The 21,503-nt window shown below is 75.7% G+C and carries 21 protein-coding genes and 2 pseudogenes; 11 read left to right on the plus strand and 12 right to left on the minus strand.

Annotated features, from left to right (window positions below; genetic code table 11):
• Positions 1–2: 2 nt before the first annotated feature.
• Positions 3–467, minus strand: a complete 465-nt coding sequence (locus ACZ5GH_RS28250) for a roadblock/LC7 domain-containing protein (protein WP_464335637.1) — start codon at positions 465–467, stop codon at positions 3–5.
• Entirely contained in the window at positions 464–3,547 is a 3,084-nt protein-coding gene (locus ACZ5GH_RS28255) for a sensor histidine kinase (RefSeq protein ID WP_464335638.1), read from the minus strand. The genes ACZ5GH_RS28250 and ACZ5GH_RS28255 overlap by 4 nt, the downstream gene beginning before the upstream one ends.
• Before the next feature lie 301 nt (positions 3,548–3,848).
• On the opposite strand from ACZ5GH_RS28255, the gene ACZ5GH_RS28260 reads away from it, so the two are divergent.
• The gene (locus ACZ5GH_RS28260; protein ID WP_387757506.1) at positions 3,849–4,331 is read left to right on the plus strand and encodes a YbaK/EbsC family protein; all 483 of its coding nucleotides are present in this window, start codon (positions 3,849–3,851) and stop codon (positions 4,329–4,331) included.
• A 128-nt stretch (positions 4,332–4,459) separates the two neighbouring features.
• Positions 4,460–4,918, plus strand: coding sequence for a MarR family winged helix-turn-helix transcriptional regulator (locus tag ACZ5GH_RS28265; protein ID WP_387757508.1), 459 nt, complete (start codon positions 4,460–4,462; stop codon positions 4,916–4,918).
• Between the two features lie 25 nt (positions 4,919–4,943).
• Here ACZ5GH_RS28265 and ACZ5GH_RS28270 read toward each other — a convergent pair whose 3' ends face one another.
• The 3 genes from ACZ5GH_RS28270 to ACZ5GH_RS28280 form a co-directional block, all read right to left on the minus strand.
• Positions 4,944–5,588, minus strand: coding sequence for a response regulator transcription factor (locus ACZ5GH_RS28270; RefSeq protein ID WP_464335639.1), 645 nt, complete (start codon positions 5,586–5,588; stop codon positions 4,944–4,946).
• Complete coding sequence (locus ACZ5GH_RS28275; protein ID WP_464335640.1) at positions 5,579–6,742, minus strand: sensor histidine kinase; 1,164 nt, start codon at positions 6,740–6,742, stop codon at positions 5,579–5,581. The genes ACZ5GH_RS28270 and ACZ5GH_RS28275 overlap by 10 nt, the downstream gene beginning before the upstream one ends.
• 149 nt (positions 6,743–6,891) lie before the next feature.
• Positions 6,892–7,557: a DedA family protein gene (locus ACZ5GH_RS28280; protein ID WP_387757513.1), complete on the minus strand. Its 666-nt coding sequence runs from the start codon at positions 7,555–7,557 to the stop codon at positions 6,892–6,894.
• 188 nt (positions 7,558–7,745) lie between these two features.
• Between ACZ5GH_RS28280 and ACZ5GH_RS28285 the strand changes: the two genes are divergently transcribed.
• Positions 7,746–8,249 carry a hypothetical protein gene (locus tag ACZ5GH_RS28285; protein ID WP_387757515.1) on the plus strand — a complete coding sequence of 168 codons (504 nt, stop codon included), beginning with the start codon at positions 7,746–7,748 and terminating at the stop codon, positions 8,247–8,249.
• 80 nt (positions 8,250–8,329) lie between these two features.
• Here the strand turns inward: ACZ5GH_RS28285 and ACZ5GH_RS28290 are convergent, their stop codons facing one another.
• On the minus strand, positions 8,330–9,133 hold the full coding sequence (locus tag ACZ5GH_RS28290) for a nucleotidyltransferase domain-containing protein (protein WP_387757517.1): 804 nt from the start codon (positions 9,131–9,133) through the stop codon (positions 8,330–8,332).
• A 207-nt stretch (positions 9,134–9,340) separates the two neighbouring features.
• Here ACZ5GH_RS28290 and ACZ5GH_RS28295 point away from each other — a divergent pair, with 207 nt between their 5' ends.
• Positions 9,341–10,564 carry a glycosyltransferase gene (locus tag ACZ5GH_RS28295; RefSeq protein WP_464335641.1) on the plus strand — a complete coding sequence of 408 codons (1,224 nt, stop codon included), beginning with the start codon at positions 9,341–9,343 and terminating at the stop codon, positions 10,562–10,564.
• Between the two features lie 113 nt (positions 10,565–10,677).
• On the opposite strand, the gene ACZ5GH_RS28300 is transcribed toward ACZ5GH_RS28295, so the two are convergent.
• Together ACZ5GH_RS28300 and ACZ5GH_RS28305 are read right to left on the minus strand one after the other, a co-directional pair.
• Entirely contained in the window at positions 10,678–11,658 is a 981-nt protein-coding gene (locus tag ACZ5GH_RS28300) for a hypothetical protein (protein ID WP_387757520.1), read from the minus strand.
• On the minus strand, positions 11,655–12,188 hold the full coding sequence (locus ACZ5GH_RS28305) for a SigE family RNA polymerase sigma factor (protein ID WP_387757521.1): 534 nt from the start codon (positions 12,186–12,188) through the stop codon (positions 11,655–11,657). The genes ACZ5GH_RS28300 and ACZ5GH_RS28305 overlap by 4 nt, the downstream gene beginning before the upstream one ends.
• Before the next feature lie 108 nt (positions 12,189–12,296).
• Between ACZ5GH_RS28305 and ACZ5GH_RS28310 the strand changes: the two genes are divergently transcribed.
• Positions 12,297–13,058: an alpha/beta fold hydrolase gene (locus ACZ5GH_RS28310; RefSeq protein WP_387757523.1), complete on the plus strand. Its 762-nt coding sequence runs from the start codon at positions 12,297–12,299 to the stop codon at positions 13,056–13,058.
• A gap of 329 nt (positions 13,059–13,387) precedes the next feature.
• On the plus strand, positions 13,388–14,149 hold the full coding sequence (locus tag ACZ5GH_RS28315) for a dienelactone hydrolase family protein (RefSeq protein ID WP_464335642.1): 762 nt from the start codon (positions 13,388–13,390) through the stop codon (positions 14,147–14,149).
• A 150-nt stretch (positions 14,150–14,299) separates the two neighbouring features.
• On the opposite strand, the pseudogene ACZ5GH_RS28320 reads toward ACZ5GH_RS28315, so the two are convergent.
• Positions 14,300–14,764, minus strand: a pseudogene (locus ACZ5GH_RS28320) (MarR family winged helix-turn-helix transcriptional regulator); the annotation flags it as partial.
• 74 nt (positions 14,765–14,838) lie between these two features.
• On the opposite strand from ACZ5GH_RS28320, the gene ACZ5GH_RS28325 reads away from it, so the two are divergent.
• Both ACZ5GH_RS28325 and ACZ5GH_RS28330 read left to right on the plus strand, forming a co-directional pair.
• Positions 14,839–15,741, plus strand: a complete 903-nt coding sequence (locus ACZ5GH_RS28325; protein ID WP_464335643.1) for an NmrA/HSCARG family protein — start codon at positions 14,839–14,841, stop codon at positions 15,739–15,741.
• Between the two features lie 24 nt (positions 15,742–15,765).
• Positions 15,766–16,122, plus strand: coding sequence for a hypothetical protein (locus ACZ5GH_RS28330; protein WP_464335644.1), 357 nt, complete (start codon positions 15,766–15,768; stop codon positions 16,120–16,122).
• A gap of 9 nt (positions 16,123–16,131) precedes the next feature.
• On the opposite strand, the gene ACZ5GH_RS28335 is transcribed toward ACZ5GH_RS28330, so the two are convergent.
• Both ACZ5GH_RS28335 and ACZ5GH_RS28340 read right to left on the minus strand, forming a co-directional pair.
• The gene (locus ACZ5GH_RS28335; RefSeq protein WP_464335645.1) at positions 16,132–16,575 is read right to left on the minus strand and encodes a protein-tyrosine phosphatase family protein; all 444 of its coding nucleotides are present in this window, start codon (positions 16,573–16,575) and stop codon (positions 16,132–16,134) included.
• 31 nt (positions 16,576–16,606) lie between these two features.
• Positions 16,607–18,046: a LuxR C-terminal-related transcriptional regulator gene (locus ACZ5GH_RS28340; RefSeq protein WP_387757532.1), complete on the minus strand. Its 1,440-nt coding sequence runs from the start codon at positions 18,044–18,046 to the stop codon at positions 16,607–16,609.
• A 147-nt stretch (positions 18,047–18,193) separates the two neighbouring features.
• Between ACZ5GH_RS28340 and ACZ5GH_RS28345 the strand changes: the two genes are divergently transcribed.
• From ACZ5GH_RS28345 to ACZ5GH_RS28355, 3 genes and pseudogenes are all read left to right on the plus strand, one after another.
• Entirely contained in the window at positions 18,194–19,123 is a 930-nt protein-coding gene (locus tag ACZ5GH_RS28345) for an NADP-dependent oxidoreductase (protein WP_387757534.1), read from the plus strand.
• Positions 19,124–19,136: 13 nt separating this feature from the next.
• Positions 19,137–19,376, plus strand: a pseudogene (locus ACZ5GH_RS28350) (aquaporin); the annotation flags it as partial.
• Between the two features lie 279 nt (positions 19,377–19,655).
• Positions 19,656–20,444, plus strand: coding sequence for an SDR family NAD(P)-dependent oxidoreductase (locus ACZ5GH_RS28355; RefSeq protein WP_387757536.1), 789 nt, complete (start codon positions 19,656–19,658; stop codon positions 20,442–20,444).
• A gap of 98 nt (positions 20,445–20,542) precedes the next feature.
• Here the strand turns inward: ACZ5GH_RS28355 and ACZ5GH_RS28360 are convergent, their stop codons facing one another.
• Positions 20,543–21,484 (minus strand): imine reductase family protein, encoded by a 942-nt coding sequence (locus ACZ5GH_RS28360; protein ID WP_464335646.1) that lies wholly within the window; start codon positions 21,482–21,484, stop codon positions 20,543–20,545.
• Positions 21,485–21,503: the final 19 nt, after the last annotated feature.

Raw genomic sequence — 21,503 nt, forward strand, 5'->3', positions numbered from 1 at the left:
GGTCAGCCCCGGTTCCGGGCGGCGAAGGCGTCGAAGGACGCCGGGGCGGCGCCGGGGGCACCGGAGGCGTCGTCGCGGACCGGCGTGGTGAGCTTCTGGCCGACCTGCTGCACCAGGGTGTGCATCGCGACCGACATCACCTCGGCGTCCACCTCCTGGGAGGCGACCACGGCCAGGTGGGTGCCCTGGGCGGCGGCGATGACGAACAGCCAGCACTCGGCGAGCTCGACGATCACCTGGTGCACCGGACCGCCGTCGAACAGCGCCCCGACCCCGCGGGCCAGGCTCTGCTGGCCGGTGGCCACGGCGGCCAGGCGCTCGGCGTCGGCCCGCTCGATGGTGCGGGAGTGGCTGACCACGAGACCGTCGTCGGAGAGCAGGACGGCGTTCCTGGTCCCGGGCACCGAGTCGACGAGTCCGTCCAGCAGCCAGTCCAGGTCCTGGTGGGTGGCGATCGTGCGGTTCATGACTGGTCATCCGTTCGTGTGGTTCGGGAGTCCGCACCCGGCAGGGCCCAGGGGGACGGGGCGGGCGCGGCAGCCGGGGGGTCGGTGGGGGCGGGGGAGGGGGTCGGCGAGGCGGCGAGCAGCGGGTGCTCGCCGCTGTCCTGGGCCCGGGCGGCGCGGGACTGGCGCTGGAAGGCGCCGATCGCCGCACCCGAGCGCCGCACCGGGCGCTCGGTGCGCTGGAACGGGCCCGCGGGCGTGGCGTCCTCGGCGGGCCGCCCGACCCACTGCGGCTGGGCGGGCGGGGGCACCCGCAGCTCGGCCGCCAGGCTGGCCTGCCGGACGCGCTGCGGCAGCGGGGGCTGGCCGCCCTCGGCCGGGCTGAACGGCACCGAGGTCCGGTACTCCCGGGGCTGGCGCCGCTCGGCCAGCCGGTAGTGGTCGGCCGGGCGGTACTGCTCGTCGGCGTACGGCGCCTCGGCCTCGGTGACCCGGGCGTAGGCGATGTCCGGGTAGGCCGGGGCGTCCAGGGCGGGCGCCGGGTCGGCCGGCGAGCTGTGCTCGATGGGCTGCTCCGGTTGGACGGGGGATTCCGAGCCGTAGGACGGTCCTGACCCGTACGACGGCTCCGCGGCGTACGGCGGTTCACCGGCGTACGGCGGTTCGGAGCCGTACGGCTGCTCGCCCGGGTAGGGCTGCTCCGTCGGGAACGGCGCCGGTGGCACCGGGACGTCCTGGAGCGTCGTCTCCGGCCCTTCGACCGGCCCGTCGCCCGCCCCGTCGCCCGCCCCGGCGTCCGCCCGGGGCAGCCGCAGCGGCACCCGCACCGGCAGGGGCACCGGCTCCGGAACCGGGGCCTGCAGCGGAGTCGGCGCCGGGAGCGGCTCCGGCGCCGACAGCGGCACCGGAGCGGCCTGCGGTGCGAAGTCGCCCTGCGCGAAGGAGTCCACCGGAGCGACCGGCGGACCGGCCGGCGCCGGGGCGGGCGTTTCGTCGGAGGCCGAGCGCACCGCCCGGCGCGAGCGGCGCACCAGGGGGATCGGCTCGGTGGCCGTGCCGCCGGCGCCGTCCGGCAGCCCGGTGTCGCCCTCGATGACCAGCTGGTCCGGGACGAGCACGACCACCCGGGTGCCGCCGAACGCCGACGGGCGGAACTCGATCCTCAGCCCGTGCAGGGCGGCCAGCCGGGAGACCACGTGGAAGCCGAGGCGGATGTCGTCGGCCCGGGCCAGCACGTCGGTGCGCGGCGGGCGGCTCATCAGCTCGTTGGCGGCGTCGTACTGCTCCGGGTCCATGCCGAGGCCCCGGTCCTCGATCTCGATCGCGAGCCCGCGGCCGACCATGGCGGCGCGCACCTCGACCGGCGTGGGCGGCTTGGAGAAGGTGGTCGCGTTCTCCATCAGCTCGGCGAGCACGTGCGCCACCGGGCCGACGGCCCGCTCGGAGAGCCACGGGTGGCCCTCGATGTCGATCGAGATCCGGCGGTAGTCCTGCACCTCGCCCTGCGCGGCGCGCAGCACGTCCAGCAGCGGGACGGGCTTGCGCCAGCGCCGCTGGGGCTGGCCGCCGGCCATGATGACAAGGTTCTCCTCGTAGCGGCGCAGGCGGGCGGTGAGGTGGTCGAGGTCGAAGAGACCCTCCAGGACCTCCGGGTCGTCGTGCCGGCGCTCCAGCTCGTCCAGCTTGCGCAGCTGGCGGCCGATCAGCAGCTGGGTGCGGCGGGCGATGCGCTGGAGCAGCCGCTCGAAGCCGCGGTGCTGCTCGGCCTGGCCGACGGCGGCCTCCAGGGCGGCGGAGCGGGCCAGGTCGAGCGCCTGGCCGAGGCGGGCCAGCTCGTCGGTGCCGTCGCCGTGCGAGCCGGCCGTGATGGTGCGGCTCTCGGCCTCGACGTCCACCTGCTCGCCGCGGCCGAGCCGGTCGACCACCTCGGGCAGGGTGCGCCGCATCTCCTCGGCCTGGGTGTGCAGGTCCTTGATGCGGCGGCGCAGCGAGCGGCTCAGGCGCCAGGAGGCGATGACGACCGCGACGACCGTGATCAGGCCGATGACGGTGGTCAGCACCACGCGGACGAGCAGGTCCATGATGGTGCCCTTGCCGACGTCCACGATGCCGCTGGTGCGGGTCTCAAGGGCCTTGACCAGCGGCGGGTTGAGCTGGTCGAGGGCCTGGCGCCACTGCTCCTGGGCGGCGGGCAGCCTGACGGTGCCGTTGGCCTCGGCGGCGGTGGGCTTGGTGAGCTGCTGTTCGACGGCGGCCTTGGCCTGCCAGGCCGGGCTGTTCATCAGCTCGCGCCAGGCGGCCGACTCGCCTTCCGGGATGTACGGGAGGACCTGGACGGTGAGCAGGTGGTCCTGCGCGCCGATGGTCTGCTGGACGGCCTGGAGGTCGGCGGTGCTCAGCCGGCCGGTGGGCCAGCCGCGGGCGAGGAGGGCGTCCTCGCGGGCGATCATCTCCTTGGCCCAGAAGGCGTTGACCAGGGTCTTGGAGATCCAGGTGACCTCACCGGTGTCCACGTGGCTGAGCGCGGTGAACAGCCGCAGGTCCACCGCGATCAGGTCGGTGTAGTAGGTGTAGACCGTCTGCTGGTCCACGGAGCCGCGGTCCACGTTGGCGCGCTGCTCGGCCAGCCTGCCCATCGCCTGCCGGGCCTCGGTGACGGCGGTGCGCACCTCCTCGGGCGCGTTGTCGGCGGTCTCGCCGGAGAGGGTCTGGAACTGGCGCACCGCCTCGTCGGTCAGCTGGCGCTGGCGGCGGAGCTGGTCGGCGTTGGCGCCGGGCCGGGCGAGCGCTTCGGCGCTGAGCCGGCGCTCCTCCTGGAGGTTGTAGTAGACGATGTTGGACGGCTGTCCGGCCTTCTGGGCCAGCAGGCCCTGGGCGGCCTGCCGTTGGAAGTCGAAGACGGTCTCGCCGCTGGTGACCGCCCAGAGGACGGCGAGGGCGATGCTGGGGACGACGGCCAGGACGAGCAGCGCCGTCCGCAGGGACAGGCGTGGACGCCTGCGGGGGCCCTTCGGCGTCGGGGGCCGCCGATTCGCACGCGCGCGCAGAGCTGACTCCTTGGGGCTGGCGGCCGGCCGGTGAGGGGCGGGCCGTCCGGGCACGGGATTTTGACGAAGCGATACTAGTCATACCGTGTGATTGGAGTGAAAACCCGTTCGCCGCCTGAGCCGTGGTTGCACACGCAGTAGACACAATGTCACCTGGTCATTGACCGTACGTATGCGGAGCAGGCGGTTCCGGACTTGCTCGACACAGTGTCGACGAGCTGCGCGGCCGGTGGATGGCCGGGGTGTGAAAAGTGTGTGACGCCCCGACGGGAGGCACCCGGCGGGCGGAGGCCGGTGCGTCCGCGGGCGCGCTGCCCGGTGCGGACCGCGTCGGCCCGGGCGGCATGATGGGCCGATGACCTCTTCTCTCCCCACCCGCAGTCAGGCCGTCGCCGAAGCGCTGGCGGCGGCCGGTGTCCCCGGCGAGATCCGCGTCCTGCCCGACTCCGCCCGCACCGCCGCCGAGGCCGCCGCCGCGCTCGGCTGCGAGGTCGGCGCCATCGCGAACAGCCTGGTGTTCGTCTGCGACGGAGCGCCGCTGCTGGTGATGACCAGCGGCGCCCACCGGGTCGACACCGCCCACCTGGCCGGGCAGCTGGGCACCGGCCCGATCGAGCGCGCCACCGCCGCCCAGGTCCGCGAGGCCACCGGACAGGCCATCGGCGGCGTCGCCCCGACCGGCCACCCGGCGCGGCTGCGCACCGTGGTCGACACGGCGCTCGAGGCGTACGAGGTGCTCTGGGCCGCCGCCGGGCACCCGCACACCGTCGTGCCGATGACCTACCGGGAACTGCTCGCCGTCACCGGCGGGACCCCGGCCACCGTGGCGGCCGAATAGCCGCCCCGGCCGCCGAGGCCGGCCCGCCCGGGCCGCGCTTGACCTCAAGTCGACTTGAACTCCTATCGTCGTCCGCATCGGAGCGGCCGCCGCAAGGGCGGTCGACGAGGACGGGGAAGGTCCGGGCCGTGGAGTACTCGCACAGCGACGCCGAACTGGTCAAGCAGCCGATCGGCTACTGGAGTTGGGCGGCCTACAAGGCCGTCGTCAGCCGCACCCGCGGTGCGCTGGCCGAGCTCGGCACCACCCAGCCGCAGTGGTGGGTGCTCGCCCAGCTTGCCCGGGCCGAGCAGCCGCGGACCCGGGACGACGTCTCCGCCGTCCTGCGCGACTACCTGGACACCGGGCCGGAGGCCCTGGACGCCGAGATCGACGCGACCGTCGAGCGCGGCTGGGTCACCGAGTCCGCCGCGGGCCGGCTCGACCTCACCCCGGAGGGCCGGGTGTTCTTCGACAAGGCGGCCGCCCTTCAGGACGAGCTGTGGGCCGAGCGCCACGCGGGCATCTCCGACGAGGAGTACCTGGCCGCGCTCAAGGTCCTCCAGCGGTTCGTCCACAACACCGGCGGGCAGGCCTGGCACCACTGAGGCGCGGGGTGTCCGAGCGGGCGTCCTACCCGCCGAGGTAGCGCAGCACCGCCAGGATGCGGCGGTTGTAGTCGGTGGTGCGGGGCAGCTCCAGCTTGTCGAAGACGGCGTTGAGGTTCTTCTCCACCGCGCTCGACGAGACGTGCAGCCGCTGGGCGATCGCCGCGTTGGTCCAGCCCTGCGCGAGCGCCTCCAGCACGCTGCGCTCGCGCGGCGTGAGCCGGGCCAGCGGGTCGGTCCGGGTGGTGCGCACCACCAGCTGCCGCACCACCTCCGGGTCGATCACCGCGCCGCCCGCCGCCACCCGCACCAGCGCGTCCAGGAACTCGTCGACCTCGGCCACCCGGTCCTTGAGCAGGTACCCGACCCGCTCCGCACCGGCGGCCAACAGCTGCGCCGCGTACCCGCGTTCGATGTGCTGGGAGAGCACCAGGACGCCGACGTCCGGCCACCGCCCGCGGATCTCCACCGCGGCCCGCAGCCCCTCGTCGGTGTGGGTCGGCGGCATCCGGATGTCCACCACCACGACGTCCGGCGGCCGCCGCGCCACCGCCGCCGTCAGCGCCGCGGCGTCCCCGACCGCGGCCAGCACCTCGTGCCCCTCCTCGGCGAGCAGGCGGACCAGGCCCTCCCGCAGCAGGGTCGAGTCCTCGGCGAGGGTCACGCGCATGGCAGCTCCGCGGTGATGACGGTCGGGCCCCCGGCGGGGCTGTGGACGTGGAGGGTACCGTCCAGCGCGGCGACCCGCCCGCGCAGGCCGGTCAGGCCGCTGCCCGCCGGGTCCGCGCCGCCGCCGCCGTCGTCCTCCACCCGTACGGTGAGCAGGCCGGCGGCCCGCTCGACCCGCACCGAGACCGCGGAGGCGGCGGAGTGCTTGGCGGCGTTGGTGACGCACTCGGAGACCACGAAGTAGGCCGCGGTGCGCACGGGTTCGGGCAGCGGGCCGGCCACCTCGTAGCGCAGCCGCAACGGGATGGCGCACCGCTCGGCCACCCCGCCCAGCGCCTCCTCCAGCCCCAGGGTGTCCAGTGCCGACGGGTACGCCCGCCAGGCCACCTCGCGCAGCTCGGTCAGCACCCCCTGCGCCTCCCGGTGGGCCTGGCGCAGCAGTGCCTCCGTCCGCTCCGGGTCCCGGTCGCGGTCCAGGCCGCGCCGCGCCCGGCCGAGCAGCATCGCCAGCGCCACCACCCGCTGCTGCACGCCGTCGTGCAGGTCCCGCTCGATCCGCCGCCGCTCGGTGTCCACGGCCCGCACCACCGCGGCCCGGCTGTCGGCGAGTTCGGCGATCCGGTGGCGCAGCAGCTCGGCCTCGGACGGTCCGAAGCACTCCCGGGCGAGCCGGGCGTCCAGCGCGGCCAGTGAGGACAGGCCCTGCACGGCGAGGAAGAGCAGCACCCCGCCGAGCAGCACCTGGGTCGCCAGCTCCTCCCAGCCCAGCGAGCCGCGCACCACCCCGCCGACCAGCAGCACGGCCAGCACCAGCCCGAAGACCAGCAGCCCCAGCACCACCCCGGCGACCAGCCCGGCACCGCTGCGCACCGCCAGGTAGCGCAGCAGCCTGCGGTCGTCCGCCCGGTAGTGGCGGGGGAAGCGGTCGCCGAAGAAGGTGCCGCGCCGGGCCCGTTCGAGCGCGGCGAGGCGGCGCGCCCCGGACAGCAGGCCCGGCACCGCGTACGGGCGGGTGCGCGGCCAGAGCAGGAACGGGCCGAGGGCGGTGGCGGCGAGCAGGAGGTACAGCGCGCCGAGGGCGGCGCTCGGGCAGCCGAGCAGAACTCCGGCCGCGCGGCGCGGCCATGACGTGGTGTCCGGTCCGTCCCCCTGCACGGGGTCCGAGCTTACGGGGCGGGCCGGACGTGCGGAGCCCGTGGGGGCGGCGGGTCCGGAGGGTTCGGCCGGGCCCAGGAGAGCTGAGGGGCCGCGGAGGTTCGCGGGGCTGGTGGGCCGGGCCGGGGCCGGGCGGCGGGCCGGGGCGGTCACCGGGCGCGGCGGTGCTGGGCGGCGCCGTTGCGCCCGCGCCAGCGCATCGCGACGTACCCGGCCACGGCCAGCGCGACCAGCACCAGGACCGCCTTGGAGAACACTCCGACGTACGTCTCCACCACGTCCCAGCGGTCCCCGAGCAGGAACCCGGCCATCACCAGCACGCTGTTCCACACCAGGCTGCCGAGCGTGGTCAGCATGACGAACGCGGGCAGCGGCATCCGCTCGACCCCGGCGGGCACCGAGATCAGGCTGCGGAAGATCGGCACCATCCGGCCCAGCAGCACCGCCTTCGTCCCGTGCCGGGCGAACCAGGCCTCGGTGCGCTCCAGGTCGGAGGCCTTGACCAGCGGCAGCCGGGCCCAGAGCGCGTGCATCCGCTCCCGGCCGAACAGGGCGCCCAGCCAGTACAGGACGACCGCCCCGGCGACCGAACCGAGGGTGGTCCAGGTCAGCGCGGAGGCGAGGCTGATCACGCCCTGCCCGGCGGCGAAGCCCGTCAGCGGCAGGATCACCTCGCTGGGCAGCGGCGGGAACAGGTTCTCCAGCGCGATCGCCAGGCCGGCGCCCGGGCCGCCCATGGTGTCCACCAGGTCGGCCGCCCAGCCGGCGAAGCCGTCGGCGGGCTGCTGGGCGACGGCGAGGATCGTGTGCTGCATGCGGGGCTCCGGAGGGGTCGGGGGACGGCTTGTCCCCGGTCGACTCCACGCTAGGAACCGCAGGTCATCGGCGGTATGCGGGTTTCCGGCGAACCGGCTGCGGTTTTCCGTACCCCCGCACCCTGCGGTTTTCCGCAGGGTGCCGGAATTCGCTGGCGGGCCCCCGGCCGTGGCGTCAGGATGGCGCCATGGACGCCGTATTCACCCTGGCCCTGCGGCACGACGCCGGGCGGGTGTTCCCCGAGGACCTGCCGATGGCCGCCGCCGAACTGCTGGCGCGGGGCATCGGCGGGGAATCGCCCGCGCTGTGCGAGCTGGCGGGACGGTCGGGTCGGGGTGAGCGCGCGGGCGAGCTGACGGAGCTGTTGCGGCAGGCGACGGAGGAGCTCGGCCTGCCGGTCCTCGACGAGGAGTTGGTGGAGCGCTGCCGGATGTACGAGACGGCCGTCGAGCTGGTGTCCGGGGAGCTCTCGCCCGACGAGGTCGCCGTCACGGCCTGGCACTGGACCGGTGCGGAGGCGACCGAGGCGGAGCGGCGGTTCGTGGCGGCGGTCGACGAGGCCGGCTGCCCGGACTGCCTCGGCGCGTGGCCGGAGGAGCTGGCGCGGGCCTGGGTGCGGGAGGTGACGGCGGCGGCCGCCGGGGTGCTGGCCGGCGGCGATCCGCGCACCGCCGCCGGGCTCGGCGGCTGAACCCCGGTCGGCCGCCGGGCGTTCGCTCGGCGGCCGACCAGAGCCGGGTCAGTGCTTCGGCGCGGCCGCGGTCTCCCGGGTCAGCGGTTCAGCGCCGCCACGGTCTCCCGGGTCAGTTCCTGCGCCCGGGCGACGGTGGCCGTCAGCTCGGCCGCCGACCCGCCGGGCGCGGCGAGCAGACCGCGCACGCGCGGGCCGAACTCCGGTGGGGCGTCGGGCAGTCGCTCGGCCACGGCAAGGGCGCCCTTCTCGTTGAGGCACCAGCGGCGGTGGTGGGCGTACAGCGCCTGGACCAGGACGCCGACGGCGCGGGACAGGCAGAGCGAGACGTGCAGGGCGTCGGCGCGGGCGGCGCTCTTCGCGGCGGTGTCGAGCAGGAACCCGGCCTCCCAACCGGCTGCGGTGAGCGCCTCGCGCAGCGGCTCCGGGTAGTCGGCGGTCTGCCGCTTCAGCCGAGCCAACTCCCCGGTGGGATCGGCCAACGGCTGCCCGAGGGCGACCTCGCCCGGATAGCAGGGCGACCAGAAACCGAGCGGGTGGCCGGCCTGCGTCCCCACCTCGTAGCGGCCCTGGCGGCAGTCCGCCCAGACCTGTTCGACCCGGTCGAGGTCCCGCAGGATCCAGTCCACGGCGACGCCGTCGACCCGCAGCCACGCCCCGCCGTTGACCCACGGGCCCCAGCCGCCCGGCCCGGCCACCTCGGTCTCCGGCCCGGCGAGCTCCCGCAGTGCGTCGAGGTCGAGGACGCCCCGGTAGTACACCCCGAGGTCCCAGTCCGACTCCGGCCGTTCCTCGCCCCGGGCCCGGCTGCCGCCGAGCATCACCCCCACCACGCCGGGTACGCGGGCGAGTCGGGCGGCCATGTTCTCGATGATCGCGCGCATGGGGAGAGTCTGGCACGTGGTGCGCCGGAGGGGCCGGAAGGGCCCGGCGGCCGGCGGGAGTTCGGTGTCGCCCCGGCGTTCGCGCAGGTGCGGCCACTCCTCGCCACGCTCAACTTATAGCGCACGGGGGGCCTTGCGGCAAGGCCCCGGTGATGACGCAGAATCACCGGCTCAAGGGCATGATCCGCTGGAACGGGGAGTCACGAAGTGCGAGTTGTTCTGTCGACGTACGGGTCGCGCGGGGACGTCGAGCCGATGGCCGCGCTGGCGCTGCGGCTGCGGGAACTGGGCGCCGAGGCGCGGGTGTGCGCGCCGCCGGACGAGGAGTTCGCGGCCCGGCTGGCCGAGGCCGGGGTGGAGCTGGTGCCGGTCGGGCAGTCGGTGCGCGAGCTGGTCAGCGGCCCGCCCCCGGCGCCGTCCGACCTGCCCAAGCGCGCGGCCGCGCTGGTGGAGCAGTTCCACGCGGCGGTGCTCGGGGCGGCCGAGCCCGGCGGCGCGGTGGTGTCCACCGGCCTGTTCCCGGCGGTGGCCGGCTCCCGCTCGGCGGCCGAGCAACTGGGCGCCCGCTTCCGGTACATCGCCCTCCAGCCGACCGTGCTGCCCTCCCCGCACCACCGGCCGTTCGAGTACCCGATGCAGCCGTACCCGCCGGAGGTGACCGACCCCCGGGAGCTGTGGGACCTCAACATCGGGACGATGAACGCGCTGTTCGGAGGACCGGTCAACGCCCACCGGGCGGCGGTCGGGCTGCCGGAGGTCGACAACGTGCGGGACCACGTCCTCACCGACCGGCCGTGGCTGGCGACCGACCCGCTGCTCGACCCGTGGACGAGCCCGGGCGAGGGCGGCGGCGCGGGCTGGCCCGACGTGGTGCAGACCGGCGCCTGGATCCTGCCGGACGAACGCCCGCTGCCCGCCGACCTGTCGGCCTTCCTGGCGGCCGGCGAGGCGCCGGTGTACGTCGGCTTCGGCAGCATGCCGCTGCGCGACCCGGCGGACGCCGCCCGGGTCGCCGTCGAGGTGGTCCGGGCCCAGGGCCGCCGGGTGCTGCTCGGCCGCGGCTGGGCCCGACTGGCCGAGGTGGACGGGGCCGAGGACTGCTTCGCGATCGGCGAGGTCAACCAGCAGGCGCTGTTCCCGAAGGTCGCCGCCGTCGTCCACCACGGGGGCGCGGGCACCACCACCACGGCCGCCCGGGCCGGCGTGCCCCAGGTGCTGGTCCCGCAGATCGTGGACCAGCCGTACTGGGCCTCGCGGGTGGCGGCGCTGGGCATCGGCGTCGCCCACGACGGCCCGACCCCGACCACCGAGTCCCTCACCGCCGCCCTGCGCGAGGCCCTCGCCCCCGCCACCAGTGAGCGCGCCGCCGCCCTGGCCGCCGGCGTCCGCACGGACGGCGCGGCGGTGGCCGCGAAGCTGCTGCTGGGCTGAGCGGCGGACGGGGAGCGGGACGTCGGACGTCGGGCGGGACGTCGGACGGGGAACGGGACGTCGGACGGGAGTGGGAAGTCGGCCCGGCCGACTGCCCACTCCCGCCGTCCACCTCAGGAGGCCGGTTCGGTGAAGTACCTGGCGCCGGCGTCGGGAAGCTCCCTGCCGTCCTTGTCGAAGAACTGCCAGGACTTCGCCCGCATCGTCCCCGGGCGGGCCACCGCCATCTCCCGGACGGGGGAGTCGGCCACCGTGACGGCCTGCGGCTCGGTGGTGCTGCCGTCCGCCCAGGTCACCACCACCCGGCCGACGTCCGGGCCGAGCGAGATCAGCACCAGGTCGACCGGGGGAATGACGCCGTCCTTGCTCGAACGGCCGACCAGGCCACCGGCGAAGGTCGTCCGGCTGCGCGGGTCGACCCTGCCCGGGGCCGGCTGGGAGCCCGCGGAGTCGTGGCCGAGCCGCTGCCCGTCCAGCGTGAGGTAGACGTTGGTGACGTCGCTGTCCGGTTGCCAGTACTGCCGGACGAACTCCTCCGTCGGCTTGGGGACCGTCTGGTCGTACCGGCTGCGCTCCTCCCACACCGCCGTCGCCTGTTCGAACGCCCGCTCCTGCGGGGCCAGTGGCCACAGCGCCTCCCACAGCTGCCACTGCCTGCCGTCCCCGGTCCGGCCCTGGCCCAGCAGGACCCGGACCGGGGTGAGCGGGTCGCGCACCCCGGGAGTGGCGCCCGTCGCGGGGGCGGTCGGCGCGGCCGCGGTCGGCGTGGGGCCGGTCGCCGTGGGGGCCGCCGCCGGCGCGAGCCCGGCGCCGACGCCCGCCGGACCGGTCCCGCGGGCGACGGCCGGGTCCGGGCGCAGCTGCGCCAGCGCCCCGCCGGACAGGGCCACCACCGCGGCCAGCGCCGCCGCGCCGGCCACCGTACGGCGGCGGTGCCTCAGCCGACGGCCGCCCGCCACGATGTCCGCCACCGGCGGCGGGCCGATCCGCGCGCCGGCCGCCGCCTCGGCCAGGCCGAGCCCCACCCACAGGTCCGTGCCGCCGTCCGGGCCGGCGCCCGTCCCGTCCGGTTCCCGGTTCGTACCGTTCGTCATACCGCTCCTCCGATGCGGGTCGGGTCCTTCAGTTCCACCAGTGCCGTGACCTGCCGCAGCCGGGCGATGCCCTTCGCCGCGTGACTGCGCACCGCGCCCACCGAGCACCCCATGGCCTCGGCCGTCCGGCTGTCGCTCAGGTCCTCCCAGTGCCGCAGCACCACCGCCTCGCGCTGGCGCGGCGGCAGGGTGGCCAGCGCGGCCAGCAGGGCCCCGCGCTGGTCGGAGCGGGCGAAGCCGTCCTCCACCCCCGCCGCGTCCGGCACCGCGTCCACCAGCAGCTCCGGCGCCCGGCGGCGCCAGCGGCGGGCGTGCTGGTTGACCAGGATCCGCCGCACGTAGGCGTACGGATCGTCGGCCCGGCGCACCTTCGACCAGGCCGCGCAGGCCTTCTCGGCGGCGGACTGCACCAGGTCCTCGGCCGCGTACTGCTCGCCGGCCAGCAGGTACGCCGTCCGCACCAGGCGCGGCCAGACCGCGACGATGAACGCCTGGAACCCGTCGTCCCGACCGCTTTCCGCTTCTCCCATGAGCACCTCCTTCACCTGTCCAGAGCCCGGGGGCGGCCGGAAGCGCTTACCGGTGGGGCGGATAAAAGTGCTTGGGGAACGGGCGGCGGGGACGCTACTATCCGCCTGATGATCATTTCTCATGATGTAGCAGGCAGTGGGCCCGCCGTGGTCCTGCTGCACTCCTCGGTGTGCGACCGTCGGATGTGGGACGCACAGTGGCAGCCGCTGATCGACGCCGGGTACCGGGTGGTCCGCTGCGACTTCCACGGTTTCGGCGAGACCCCTCTCTCGGAGGTCCCCTACAGCGACACCGCGGACGTCCTGGCCCTGCTCGACCACCTCGGCATCGAGACCGCCGCCCTGGTCGGCGCTTCCCACGGCGGCCGGATCGCCCTGACGGCCGCCGCGCTGCGCCCCGAGGCGGTGACGGCGCTGGCCCTGCTCGGCGCGGGCATGCCCGGACACCAGCCCAGCGACACCCTGCGCGCCTTCGGCGGCCGCGAGGACGAGCTGATCGAGGCCGGCGAGATCGACGCGGCCGTCGAGCTGAACGTCGAGGCCTGGCTCGGCCCGGAGGCCGACGAGGAGACCCGCGCGAAGGTCCGCCGGATGCAGCGCCACGCCTTCGACGTCCAGCTGGAGGCGACGGTCGGCCCCGACCGCGAGGACGTCGACCTCAGCCGGATCACCGCGCCCACCCTGGCCGTGTCCGGCGCCCACGACTTCCCGGACTTCCGGGAGATCGCCGCGACCCTCCCCACCATCCTCCCCGACGCCCGCCACCAGGAACTCCCCTGGGCCGGCCACCTCCCCAGCCTGGAACGCCCCGCCGAGACCACCGAGCTGCTCCTCGCCTTCCTGCGCGAGTCGGCCCCGGTCGCGCGGTAGCACCCCCGCCCGCCCACCGGTCTCCCCGGCGGGCGGCTCCCGCGCCGGGCCGGTGGCGGTGTCCTCCCCGCTTCGGTGGTGCCGGGGGCCTCTTCGGACGGACGCGCACAGCCCCCGGAAGTGATCCGGGGGCTGTGCGCGTCCGTCGTCGAGCTCATCACGTCGCCGGTGGGCACCGTACCGGCCGGTCCCCGCGACGTGTCCCACCGTTCCTCCCGGACCGCCGTGCCGAGCCTCCCCGACCGCCGGGAACGCGGTCGTCCGCGGCCGGTCCGTCGACAACGGGAAAAGCCGGGACTCGAACGTGTGTCGGGAGCCATGATGGCGGGGTGCACTTCACCTCGGAATCCAGCGCGGACGGCGTGACGGAACGCCGCTTCACCCTCGACGGCGTGCCCGGTGTGCTCTGGCAGCCGGACGGACCACCCCTCGACGGGCGGCCGTTGGTGCTGCTGGGACACGGCGGCGGCCAGCACAAGCTGGGGCCGGGGCAGGTGGACCGGGCCCGGCGGTGCGTGCGGCGGCACGGGTTCGCGGCGCTGGCGCTGGACGCGCCCGGGCACGGGGAGCGGCCGCGCAGCGCGCAGGACGAGCGGTTCGCCACCGAGATCGGGGAGCTCATCGCGGCGGGCCGGCCGATCAGCGCCTGGGTCGCGCGGCACACGGCGGCGCTCGCGGAGCGGGCGGTGCCGGAGTGGGTGGCCGTGCTGGACGCGCTGGGCGAGCGGGGGGAGTGGGGGGACCGCGGGGAGGGCTTCGGGCCGGTGGGCTTCTGGGGCCTGTCGCTGGGGAGCGTGATCGGCATCCCGCTGGCGGCGGTCGAACCGCGCATCGCCGTCGCCGTGTTCGGGCTGACGGGGCACGCGTCGCAGACGGAGGCGGCGGCCCGGGTCGGGGTGCCGGTGGAGTTCCTCCTGCAGTGGGACGACGAGCTGGTCCCGCGCGAGGGGGCGCTCGCACTGTTCGGCGCGCTGGGTTCGCGGGAGAAGACGCTGCACGCCAACCCCGGCGGGCACTTGGACGTGCCGGAGCTCGAACTGGCCTCGTCCGAACGGTTCCTGGCCCGGCATCTGGGCGGCCGGGCGCGGTGAACGCGGGCTCCGGCGCAGCCGGTGTCAACCGTCAGTAGAACAGTTGCCCGCCTCGCCGGCCTCGCTCGACTCACCGGCCCCGCCTGGCCCGGCGGCGTCGTTCGACTCATCGGCCCCGCCCGACTCGGCGGCGTCGCTCGGCCGGCCGGAGTCCATCGCCGCCAGCCGGGCGACCTGGCGGTGGCCGAGTTCGACCGTACGGTTCATGTGCCGCAGCAGGAAGGCGAGTTCGTCCTCACTGTCCTCGGCGAAGGCGGCCACCCAGTCGGTGGACAGCTCGCGCCACACCTCCCCGAAGCGCTCCAGCGCCTCGGGGAGGACCACGACCAGCACGCGGCGCCGGTCCGCCTCGTCCCGCTGCCGGGCGACCAGCCCGGCCCTCGCCAGCCGGTCGACCAGCCGGGTGGCCGAGCCGCTGGTGAGCCCGGTGAGCTCGGCGATCCGGCCGGTGGTGACCGGCCCGTCCTCCAGGGTGAGCAGGTTGAGGCACTGGACGTCGGTCGGGTGCATGCCCAGGTGGTCGGCGACGGCCTGGTTGAACAGGACGTACGAGGCCAGGTAGCGGCGCGAGGCCGGCCACAGCCGTGCCATCAGTTCGTCGCGGGTCGTCGTCATGGGGGAAGGGTAACCGTCCGGGCTCAGCGATATTTATTTGCGTCGCGCAGATATCTATCCCTAGGGTTGTCTGCATGACGCAGATAAACAAGTCGGTCGCCACCCTCCCCGCCGCCGCCCCGCTCCCCGTCGCCGTGACCGGAGCCACCGGCGCCCAGGGCGGCGCCACCGCCCGCGCCCTGCTGCGCGCCGGCCGCCCCGTCCGCGCCCTCACCCGCGACCCCGGCTCGCCCGCTGCCGCCGAACTCACCGCACTCGGCGCCGAGTTGTCCCGCGCCGACTTCGACGACCCGGACTCGCTCGCCGCCGCCCTCGACGGCACCGGTGCGCTGTTCGCGATGTCCACCCCGTTCGGAACCGACCCCGACACCGAGGTGCGCCAGGGCATCGCCCTGTTGGACGCCGCCCGCGCCGCGGGCACCGTCCGGCACGTCGTCTTCACCTCCGCCACCAACGCCGACCGCTCCACCGGCATCCCGCACTTCGACAGCAAGTACCGCATCGAGCGGCACCTGGCCGGCCTCGACCTGCCCTGGACCGTCCTCGGCCCCGCCGCCTTCCTGGACAACTACGCCAACGACTGGACCCTCTGGTCCCTCCGCGACGGCGTCTTCCACCTCCCCATGCCGCCCGGCGTCCCGCTGCCCGTGATCGCCGCCGACACCATCGGCGCCTTCGCCGCCCACGTCCTCGCCCGGCCCGACGCCTACGCGGGCCGACGCATCGACATCGCCTCCCAGTGGTGCACCGGCGAGCAGATCGCCGCCGCCATCACCGCGGCGAGCGGCCGCGCCATCCGCTGCGAGGAGGTGCCGCTCTCGGTCGTGGCCGGCTACTCGGAGGACCTCGCCGCGATGTTCCGCTACTTCCAGGACCCCGGCCTCGACGTCGACACCGACGCCCTGCACGCCGCACACCCCGACATCGACTGGCAGTCCCTCGACACCTGGGCGGCCGCCCGCACCTGGGACCTCTGACCTCCAGGGCCTACCGTTGCCCGGATGGCACCCAGGACGCCGCGCAGGATCCACGTCGACGGCCGTGACTACCGCTGGGTGGTCCGCTTCCACGACGCCGAGCACGTGGTGGTCCGCATCTGGCCCGACCGGCGGTCCGGCCGCCGGGTGGAACTGGTCCGACGCTTCGACGACCCGTGGCTCAACTACGGCACCCTGCTGACCGCCCCCGCCGACCGCGTCGCCGAGGTCTTCCACCTCGCCCCCGTCACCCCGTCCCTCGCCGCGACCCTCGTCCGCGCCGCGCTCGCCGCCGGGTGGCACCCTGACCAGCCGGGTGCCCCGGAGCGCTTCACAGTGGCGCGGGAAGAGCCGGACGTCGAACTCGTCCGGCGGAGGTGAGGTGGACCGTCACGCGCCGGAGGCCGGCCGCTCCACGAACTTGCGCTGCCAGGGCGTTTCGACGGCGTGCCGGCTGTAGTGCTCGCGCACGTACGCCACCGCCTCGGTGGGCGGGACGCCGTCGAGGACGGCGATGCAGGCGAGGGCGGTGCCGGTACGGCCGCGGCCGCCGGCACAGGCGAGTTCGACGCGTTCGGTGGCGGAGCGGTCCCAGGCTTCGCGGAAGGCGTCGGCGGCGTCCGCGCGGTCGGCGGGGAGGCGGAAGTCGGGCCAGCGGACCCAGCGGCTCGGCCAGTCGAAGGGCTGCGGCCGACGGCCCAACAGGTAGAGCCCGAAGGTCGGTTGGGGCCCGGGCGGCAGGGGGCGACTGAGGCCGCGGCCGCGCAGGAGGCGGCCGGAGGGCAGGCGCAGGACGCCGGGGGCGGTCGGGTCCCAGGTGGCGGGGTCGGTCATGTCGGCTTTCCTCGGGGGCGAGTCGGGTCGGTCAGGAGGCGGCGTGCAGCCCGACCGGGCCGTGCGGCAGGCCGGCGCGATGGGCGAGGGCGGCGGCCTCACCGCGTGAGGCGACGTCCAGTTTGGCGAGGATGTTGGCGACGTGGAACTTCACCGTCGACTCGCTGATGTGCAGCGCCGCCGCGATGTCCCGGTTGCGGCGGCCGCGCGCCAACTGGTCGAGGACCTCCCGCTCGCGCGGGTGGAGGCCGTCCAGCGGGTCGGCGGCGGTGGCGGGTACGGGTTCGGGCAGGGCGAGCGGGAGGTCGACGGTCACCGTGGTGCCCCAGCCGGGAACGGCCTCGACGCCGTGGCGTCCACCGAGGGCGGCGATGCGGTCGGCGGTGCGGTGGACGGTGAGGGCCTCGGCGGTGAGCAGGCCGAGCCCGTCCCCGCGCACCACGGCGCGCAGCAGGCCGTCCGCCGTGAACTGCCAGCTCACGTGCAGCCGGGTCGGCTTCTCCTGTTCGAGCATCAGCAGCACGGCCGCCCGGACGGCGTCGCGGGCGGTGTGCGCGGCGTCCGCGGGCAGGGACCGGTCGGCCTCCGCCGGGGGTGCGACGTCGAGCTGGACCCGGGTGTGCCGGAGCAGCGGGCGCAGCTCGCGCACCATCCGGGCGAAGGCCTCGGCGGCGGGCTTCTCGCTGAGCGCGCGGTCCAGTTCGGCGCCCTGGCGCAGTTCGAGCAGGGCGGTGACGGCCAGCTCGGTGGCGCTGCGGCGGGCCGTGGCGTCGTCCAGGTCGGCCGAGCGCAGCGGCGCCAGGATCGCGGCGAGCGCGGCGCTGTGGGTGCCGGTGAACTCGGCGATGGCCCGGGCGCGGGCGTTGGCGGAGGCGCGGGAGGTGGCGGTCTGGGCGGGGGCGGCGTCGGTGGCGCGGTGGTCGGAGTGGGCGATCACCAGGTCCCACAGCTGATGCAGGACGGCGAGTGCCCCGGACGCCACGGGGCCGGTGTCCGCCCGGACGAGGACCAGGACGGCACCGTGGCCGTTGCCCGGTGAGGTCGCCGTGACCACCACCGGCCAGGAGCGTCCGGCGAGTTCGGCCTCACCCTGCCAGGGGCGGCCGGCCGCCGTCGTCCCGGCCGCGCGCTCGGCCAGCCGGGACAGGTCGAGTGCGCCGATGGCCCCGGTCAGCTCGGGCGGACCGTAGCCGAGCGAGGGGCTGAACGTGCAGACGCCGCTGAGCTGCGCCAGCGCCGTGTGCGGGACGAGGGTGTCGAGCACCGCCGACAGCTGCCGCAGGAGGTCGGGGCGGGGCGTGCGGAGCACCTCGGCGACCCGGGCCAGCGCGTCCTCGGGGCGGCCCCAGTGCTGCCGCCAGGTCTTGTCCGCGCCGCCGTCCGTGCGGTGGTCCGTGCCGCCGTCCGCGCTGTGGTCCGGGTCGCCGCCCGCGCTGCCGCCCGCGCCGCTGGTACCGCTCGTGCCGTCCATGCGGTCCAGCCTAGTTCGGGCGGTGCCGTCCGTGCCTGGCCGTTCGGCCAGGTCGAACCGTCCGAAGGGCTGGCCGAACGGCCGCTGCCCGGCCGCAGGATGGAAGGCGTCGGAGGAACCAACTCACCTCAACCCCAAGGACCTTCCATGACCAAGGCGATCGCCTTCCACGAGTTCGGCGGCGCGGACCTGCTGCGCCCGATCGACATCGAACTGCCCGCCCCCGGCCCCGGCCAGGTGCGGGTCGCGGTCCGCGCCGTGGGCGTCAACCCGCTGGACCACAAGCTGCGCACCGGGGAGCTGGCCGCGTACTTCCCGGTGGCCTTCCCCTACGTGCCGGGCTTCGAGCTGTCCGGTGTGGTCGAGGCCGTCGGCGCGGAGGTGAGCGGTTTCGCGCCCGGCGACGAGGTGTTCGGCGCCCTGATGGGCGGCGGGTACGCCGAGCACGCGCTGGTGGACGCGGAGACGCTGGCCCACAAGCCGGCCACGCTGGGCTGGGCGGAGGCCGCGGCGATCGCGGTGGGCGCCGAGACCTCCGAGCGCGCCCTCGACGTCCTCGGCGTGCGCTCCGGCGAGACCCTGCTGGTGCACGGCGCCGGCGGCGGGGTGGGCACCGTGCTGCTCCAGCTCGCCCGGGCGCGCGGGATCACGGTGGTCGGCACGGCGAGCGAGTCGAACCACGCCCATCTGCGCGAGCTCGGCGCGATCCCGGTGACGTACGGCGAGGGCCTGGCCGAGCGGGTGCGGGCCGCCGCCCCGGGCGGGGTGGACCGGGTGCTGGACGTGGCCGGTCGGGACGGGGTGCTGCCGCTGTCGATCGAACTGACGGGGAGCGCGGACCGGGTGCTGACGATCGCCGACATCCAGGGCGCGGAGGAGCACGGCGTCCGCTTCACCGGCGGCGCCGAGGGCGTCGAGTCCTACCACCAGCGCGCCTACGCCGCCGCGCTCGCCCTGCACGAGGCGGGCACCCTGCGGCTGCCGCTGCACCGGGTGCTCCCGTTGGCGGAGGCGGCCGAGGCGCAGCGGATCAGTGAGCAGGGACACCTGCGCGGAAAGATCGTGCTGACGGTCTGACAGCCGCCCGCCGCCGGTGGGCATCGCGCTCGCGTTGGGCTTCGTGCTGTTCGCGCCCGCGTACGCGCTCGGCCCGGTCTCCGGCTGCCACCTCAACCCGGCGCGCAGCCCCGGCCCGGCGCTGTTCGCGGGCGGTGACGCGCTGTCGCAGCTGTGGCTGTTCCTGCTCGCCCCGCCGGCCGGCGGCGCGCTGGCGGCGGGCGTGCACCTGCTGACCCACCCGCAGCCGACCTTCCGGTGGCGGAGGCCCTGACCACCGACGCGCGGGTGTGGTCCGCGGAGTTCAGCCGGCGCGGCGGTCGGGACCGTACGACGGTCCCGGCCGCCGTCGCCGTCGTTGTCGGCGGGGGCCGCGTTGGGCGGTGGCCGTTTTCCTGGCGGGTGCGGTGTCTGTTGTCCTGGCGGGGTGCGGTGTGCGGTGTTCTCGGCCATCGCCCGGCCCCCGCGCCGCTTTTGAGCCGCGCACCGGCCGGATCCGGCGCACCGGTCGAAGAGCCCCGGCTCCCGCCCGCCCGCTGGGTAGAGTCGCGCCATGGTGACTGTGAACGCGGGAGGCCCCGTGGGCGGGCGGCTGGCCGGCCGCTCCTGTGTGGTGACGGGCGCGGCCAGCGGCATCGGCCGGGCCGTCGCCGAGCGCTTCGTCCGGGAGGGCGCGTCGGTGGTCGCCGCCGACGTGGACGCCGCGGGCCTGGACCGGCTGGCCGAGCAACTCCCGGGCGCCGTGAGCACGGTGGTCGGGGACGTGGCCCGGGACGAGGACGCCCGCCGGATGGTGGCGGCCGCCGTCGAGCGGCACGGACGACTGGACGTCCTGGTGGCCAACGCGGGGATCATCCCGCTGATGGAGATCACCGAGGCCACCGCCGAGGACTGGGACCACGTGATGGCCGTGGACGGCCGCGGGATGTTCCTCACCTGCAAGTACGCGATCGAGGCGATGACCGCGCAGGACCGGCCCGGCGGCTCGATCGTCTGCCTGTCCTCCATCTCCGGCGAGGCCGGCCAGCGCGGGCAGGCGGTGTACGGGCCCGCCAAGTTCGTCGCCTCCGGCCTCACCAAGCACCTCGCCGTCGAATGGGCGGACCGCGGCATCCGGATCAACGCCGTCGCCCCCGGCACCATCACCACCGAGCGCGTCGCCCGGCTGTACGACGAGCCCGGCGGCACCGAGTACCTCGCGGCGATCGAGAAGCTGCACCCGATGGGCCGGCTCGGCGACCCGGCGGAGGTCGCGGCGGCCGTCCTCTTCCTCGCCTCCGACGACGCGTCCTTTGTCACCGGGGTCGTGCTGCCGGTGGACGGCGGGTACCTGGCGCAGTAGCGCGGCGAGGGTGTCGGGCCGGCCGGCTATTGGGCTGCCGGGCCGGCCGTCTGCGGGGCTGTCGGGCCGGCCGTCTGCCGGGTTGCCCGGCCGGCCGGCTACCTGGCTGCCGGGCTACGGAGCTGCCCGGCTGCCGAGTCGCGCGGCTGCCCGGCGAGCAGCTCGACCAGGGCGGACACCCCGTCCGGCCCGTGCCCGGCCCCGACCGCCCGCCGGGTGACCGCGAGCGCCGCGTCCAGTACGGAGGTGTCCAGGCCGCGCGCCCGGGCGGTGTGCGCGACGTGCGCCAACCCGGCCTCGGCGGAGGCGAGGCTGCTGTGGTCGCCCGGATGCCGGCGCTCGTCCGCGCGCTGCGCGAAGCGGTCGATCAGTGGCGGCAGCAGACGCGGCAACCCCTGGGCGTACGGCGCCAGTTCGGCTCCGCTGATGCCCTCGGCGCGGGCCAGCGCGAGGGCGTGCAGGCAGCCGTGCACGGTGGTCCAGAAGAGGTCGAGCAGGGCCGCGTCGAAGGCCGCCGCCCGGCCCGGGTCCGCGCCCACGTGGCGTACCGTGCCCAGGGCCCGCAGCGTCGCCTCGTGGTCGGCGAAGGCCTCGGTGTCGCCGCTCAGCAGGACGGTGCCCTCCGGGCGGCCGATGGTCGGGGTGGGGGTGAGGATCGCGGCATCCAGCAGGCGGAATCCCAGGGACTCGGCGTCGGCGGCGTTCGTCCGCGCGTCGCCCGGCGCGATCGACGTGGCGTTGACGACGGTCCGTCCGCGCAGCGCCGTCCCGGCGGCCTCCAGGACGGCCCGCCCGGCCGACTGGTCGCGGACGCAGAGCAGCACGAGCGGGGCGCCCGCCACCGCCTCGGCGGCGCTCGCGGCCGAGCGCGCGCCGAGGGCGAGCGGCTCGCCGTCGCGGCCCGGAGTGCGGTTCCACACGGTGACCGGATGGCCGGCGGCGAGCAGCGCGCCGGCCAGCGCCCGGCCCATCGGGCCCAGTCCCAGCACGGCAACGGCGTTACGGGCAAGGGCGGTTGAGGAAGGTCGTTCGTTCGGCATGGCGGTTACGCTAGACCTT

This window comes from Kitasatospora sp. Xyl93 (assembly GCF_055383135.1).

What these genes read in the sequence shown, in the direction of transcription:
- ACZ5GH_RS28250 (WP_464335637.1), bottom strand. Translation starts at nt 467, where the DNA reads ATGAACCGCACGATCGCCACCCACCAGGACCTGGACTGGCTGCTGGAC.
- ACZ5GH_RS28260 (WP_387757506.1), top strand. Translation starts at nt 3,849, where the DNA reads ATGACCTCTTCTCTCCCCACCCGCAGTCAGGCCGTCGCCGAAGCGCTG.
- ACZ5GH_RS28270 (WP_464335639.1), bottom strand. Translation starts at nt 5,588, where the DNA reads ATGCGCGTGACCCTCGCCGAGGACTCGACCCTGCTGCGGGAGGGCCTG.
- ACZ5GH_RS28280 (WP_387757513.1), bottom strand. Translation starts at nt 7,557, where the DNA reads ATGCAGCACACGATCCTCGCCGTCGCCCAGCAGCCCGCCGACGGCTTC.
- ACZ5GH_RS28285 (WP_387757515.1), top strand. Translation starts at nt 7,746, where the DNA reads ATGGACGCCGTATTCACCCTGGCCCTGCGGCACGACGCCGGGCGGGTG.
- ACZ5GH_RS28290 (WP_387757517.1), bottom strand. Translation starts at nt 9,133, where the DNA reads ATGCGCGCGATCATCGAGAACATGGCCGCCCGACTCGCCCGCGTACCC.
- ACZ5GH_RS28300 (WP_387757520.1), bottom strand. Translation starts at nt 11,658, where the DNA reads ATGACGAACGGTACGAACCGGGAACCGGACGGGACGGGCGCCGGCCCG.
- ACZ5GH_RS28305 (WP_387757521.1), bottom strand. Translation starts at nt 12,188, where the DNA reads ATGGGAGAAGCGGAAAGCGGTCGGGACGACGGGTTCCAGGCGTTCATC.
- ACZ5GH_RS28310 (WP_387757523.1), top strand. Translation starts at nt 12,297, where the DNA reads ATGATCATTTCTCATGATGTAGCAGGCAGTGGGCCCGCCGTGGTCCTG.
- ACZ5GH_RS28325 (WP_464335643.1), top strand. Translation starts at nt 14,839, where the DNA reads ATGACGCAGATAAACAAGTCGGTCGCCACCCTCCCCGCCGCCGCCCCG.
- ACZ5GH_RS28330 (WP_464335644.1), top strand. Translation starts at nt 15,766, where the DNA reads ATGGCACCCAGGACGCCGCGCAGGATCCACGTCGACGGCCGTGACTAC.
- ACZ5GH_RS28335 (WP_464335645.1), bottom strand. Translation starts at nt 16,575, where the DNA reads ATGACCGACCCCGCCACCTGGGACCCGACCGCCCCCGGCGTCCTGCGC.
- ACZ5GH_RS28340 (WP_387757532.1), bottom strand. Translation starts at nt 18,046, where the DNA reads ATGGACGGCACGAGCGGTACCAGCGGCGCGGGCGGCAGCGCGGGCGGC.
- ACZ5GH_RS28345 (WP_387757534.1), top strand. Translation starts at nt 18,194, where the DNA reads ATGACCAAGGCGATCGCCTTCCACGAGTTCGGCGGCGCGGACCTGCTG.
- ACZ5GH_RS28355 (WP_387757536.1), top strand. Translation starts at nt 19,656, where the DNA reads ATGGTGACTGTGAACGCGGGAGGCCCCGTGGGCGGGCGGCTGGCCGGC.
- ACZ5GH_RS28360 (WP_464335646.1), bottom strand. Translation starts at nt 21,484, where the DNA reads ATGCCGAACGAACGACCTTCCTCAACCGCCCTTGCCCGTAACGCCGTT.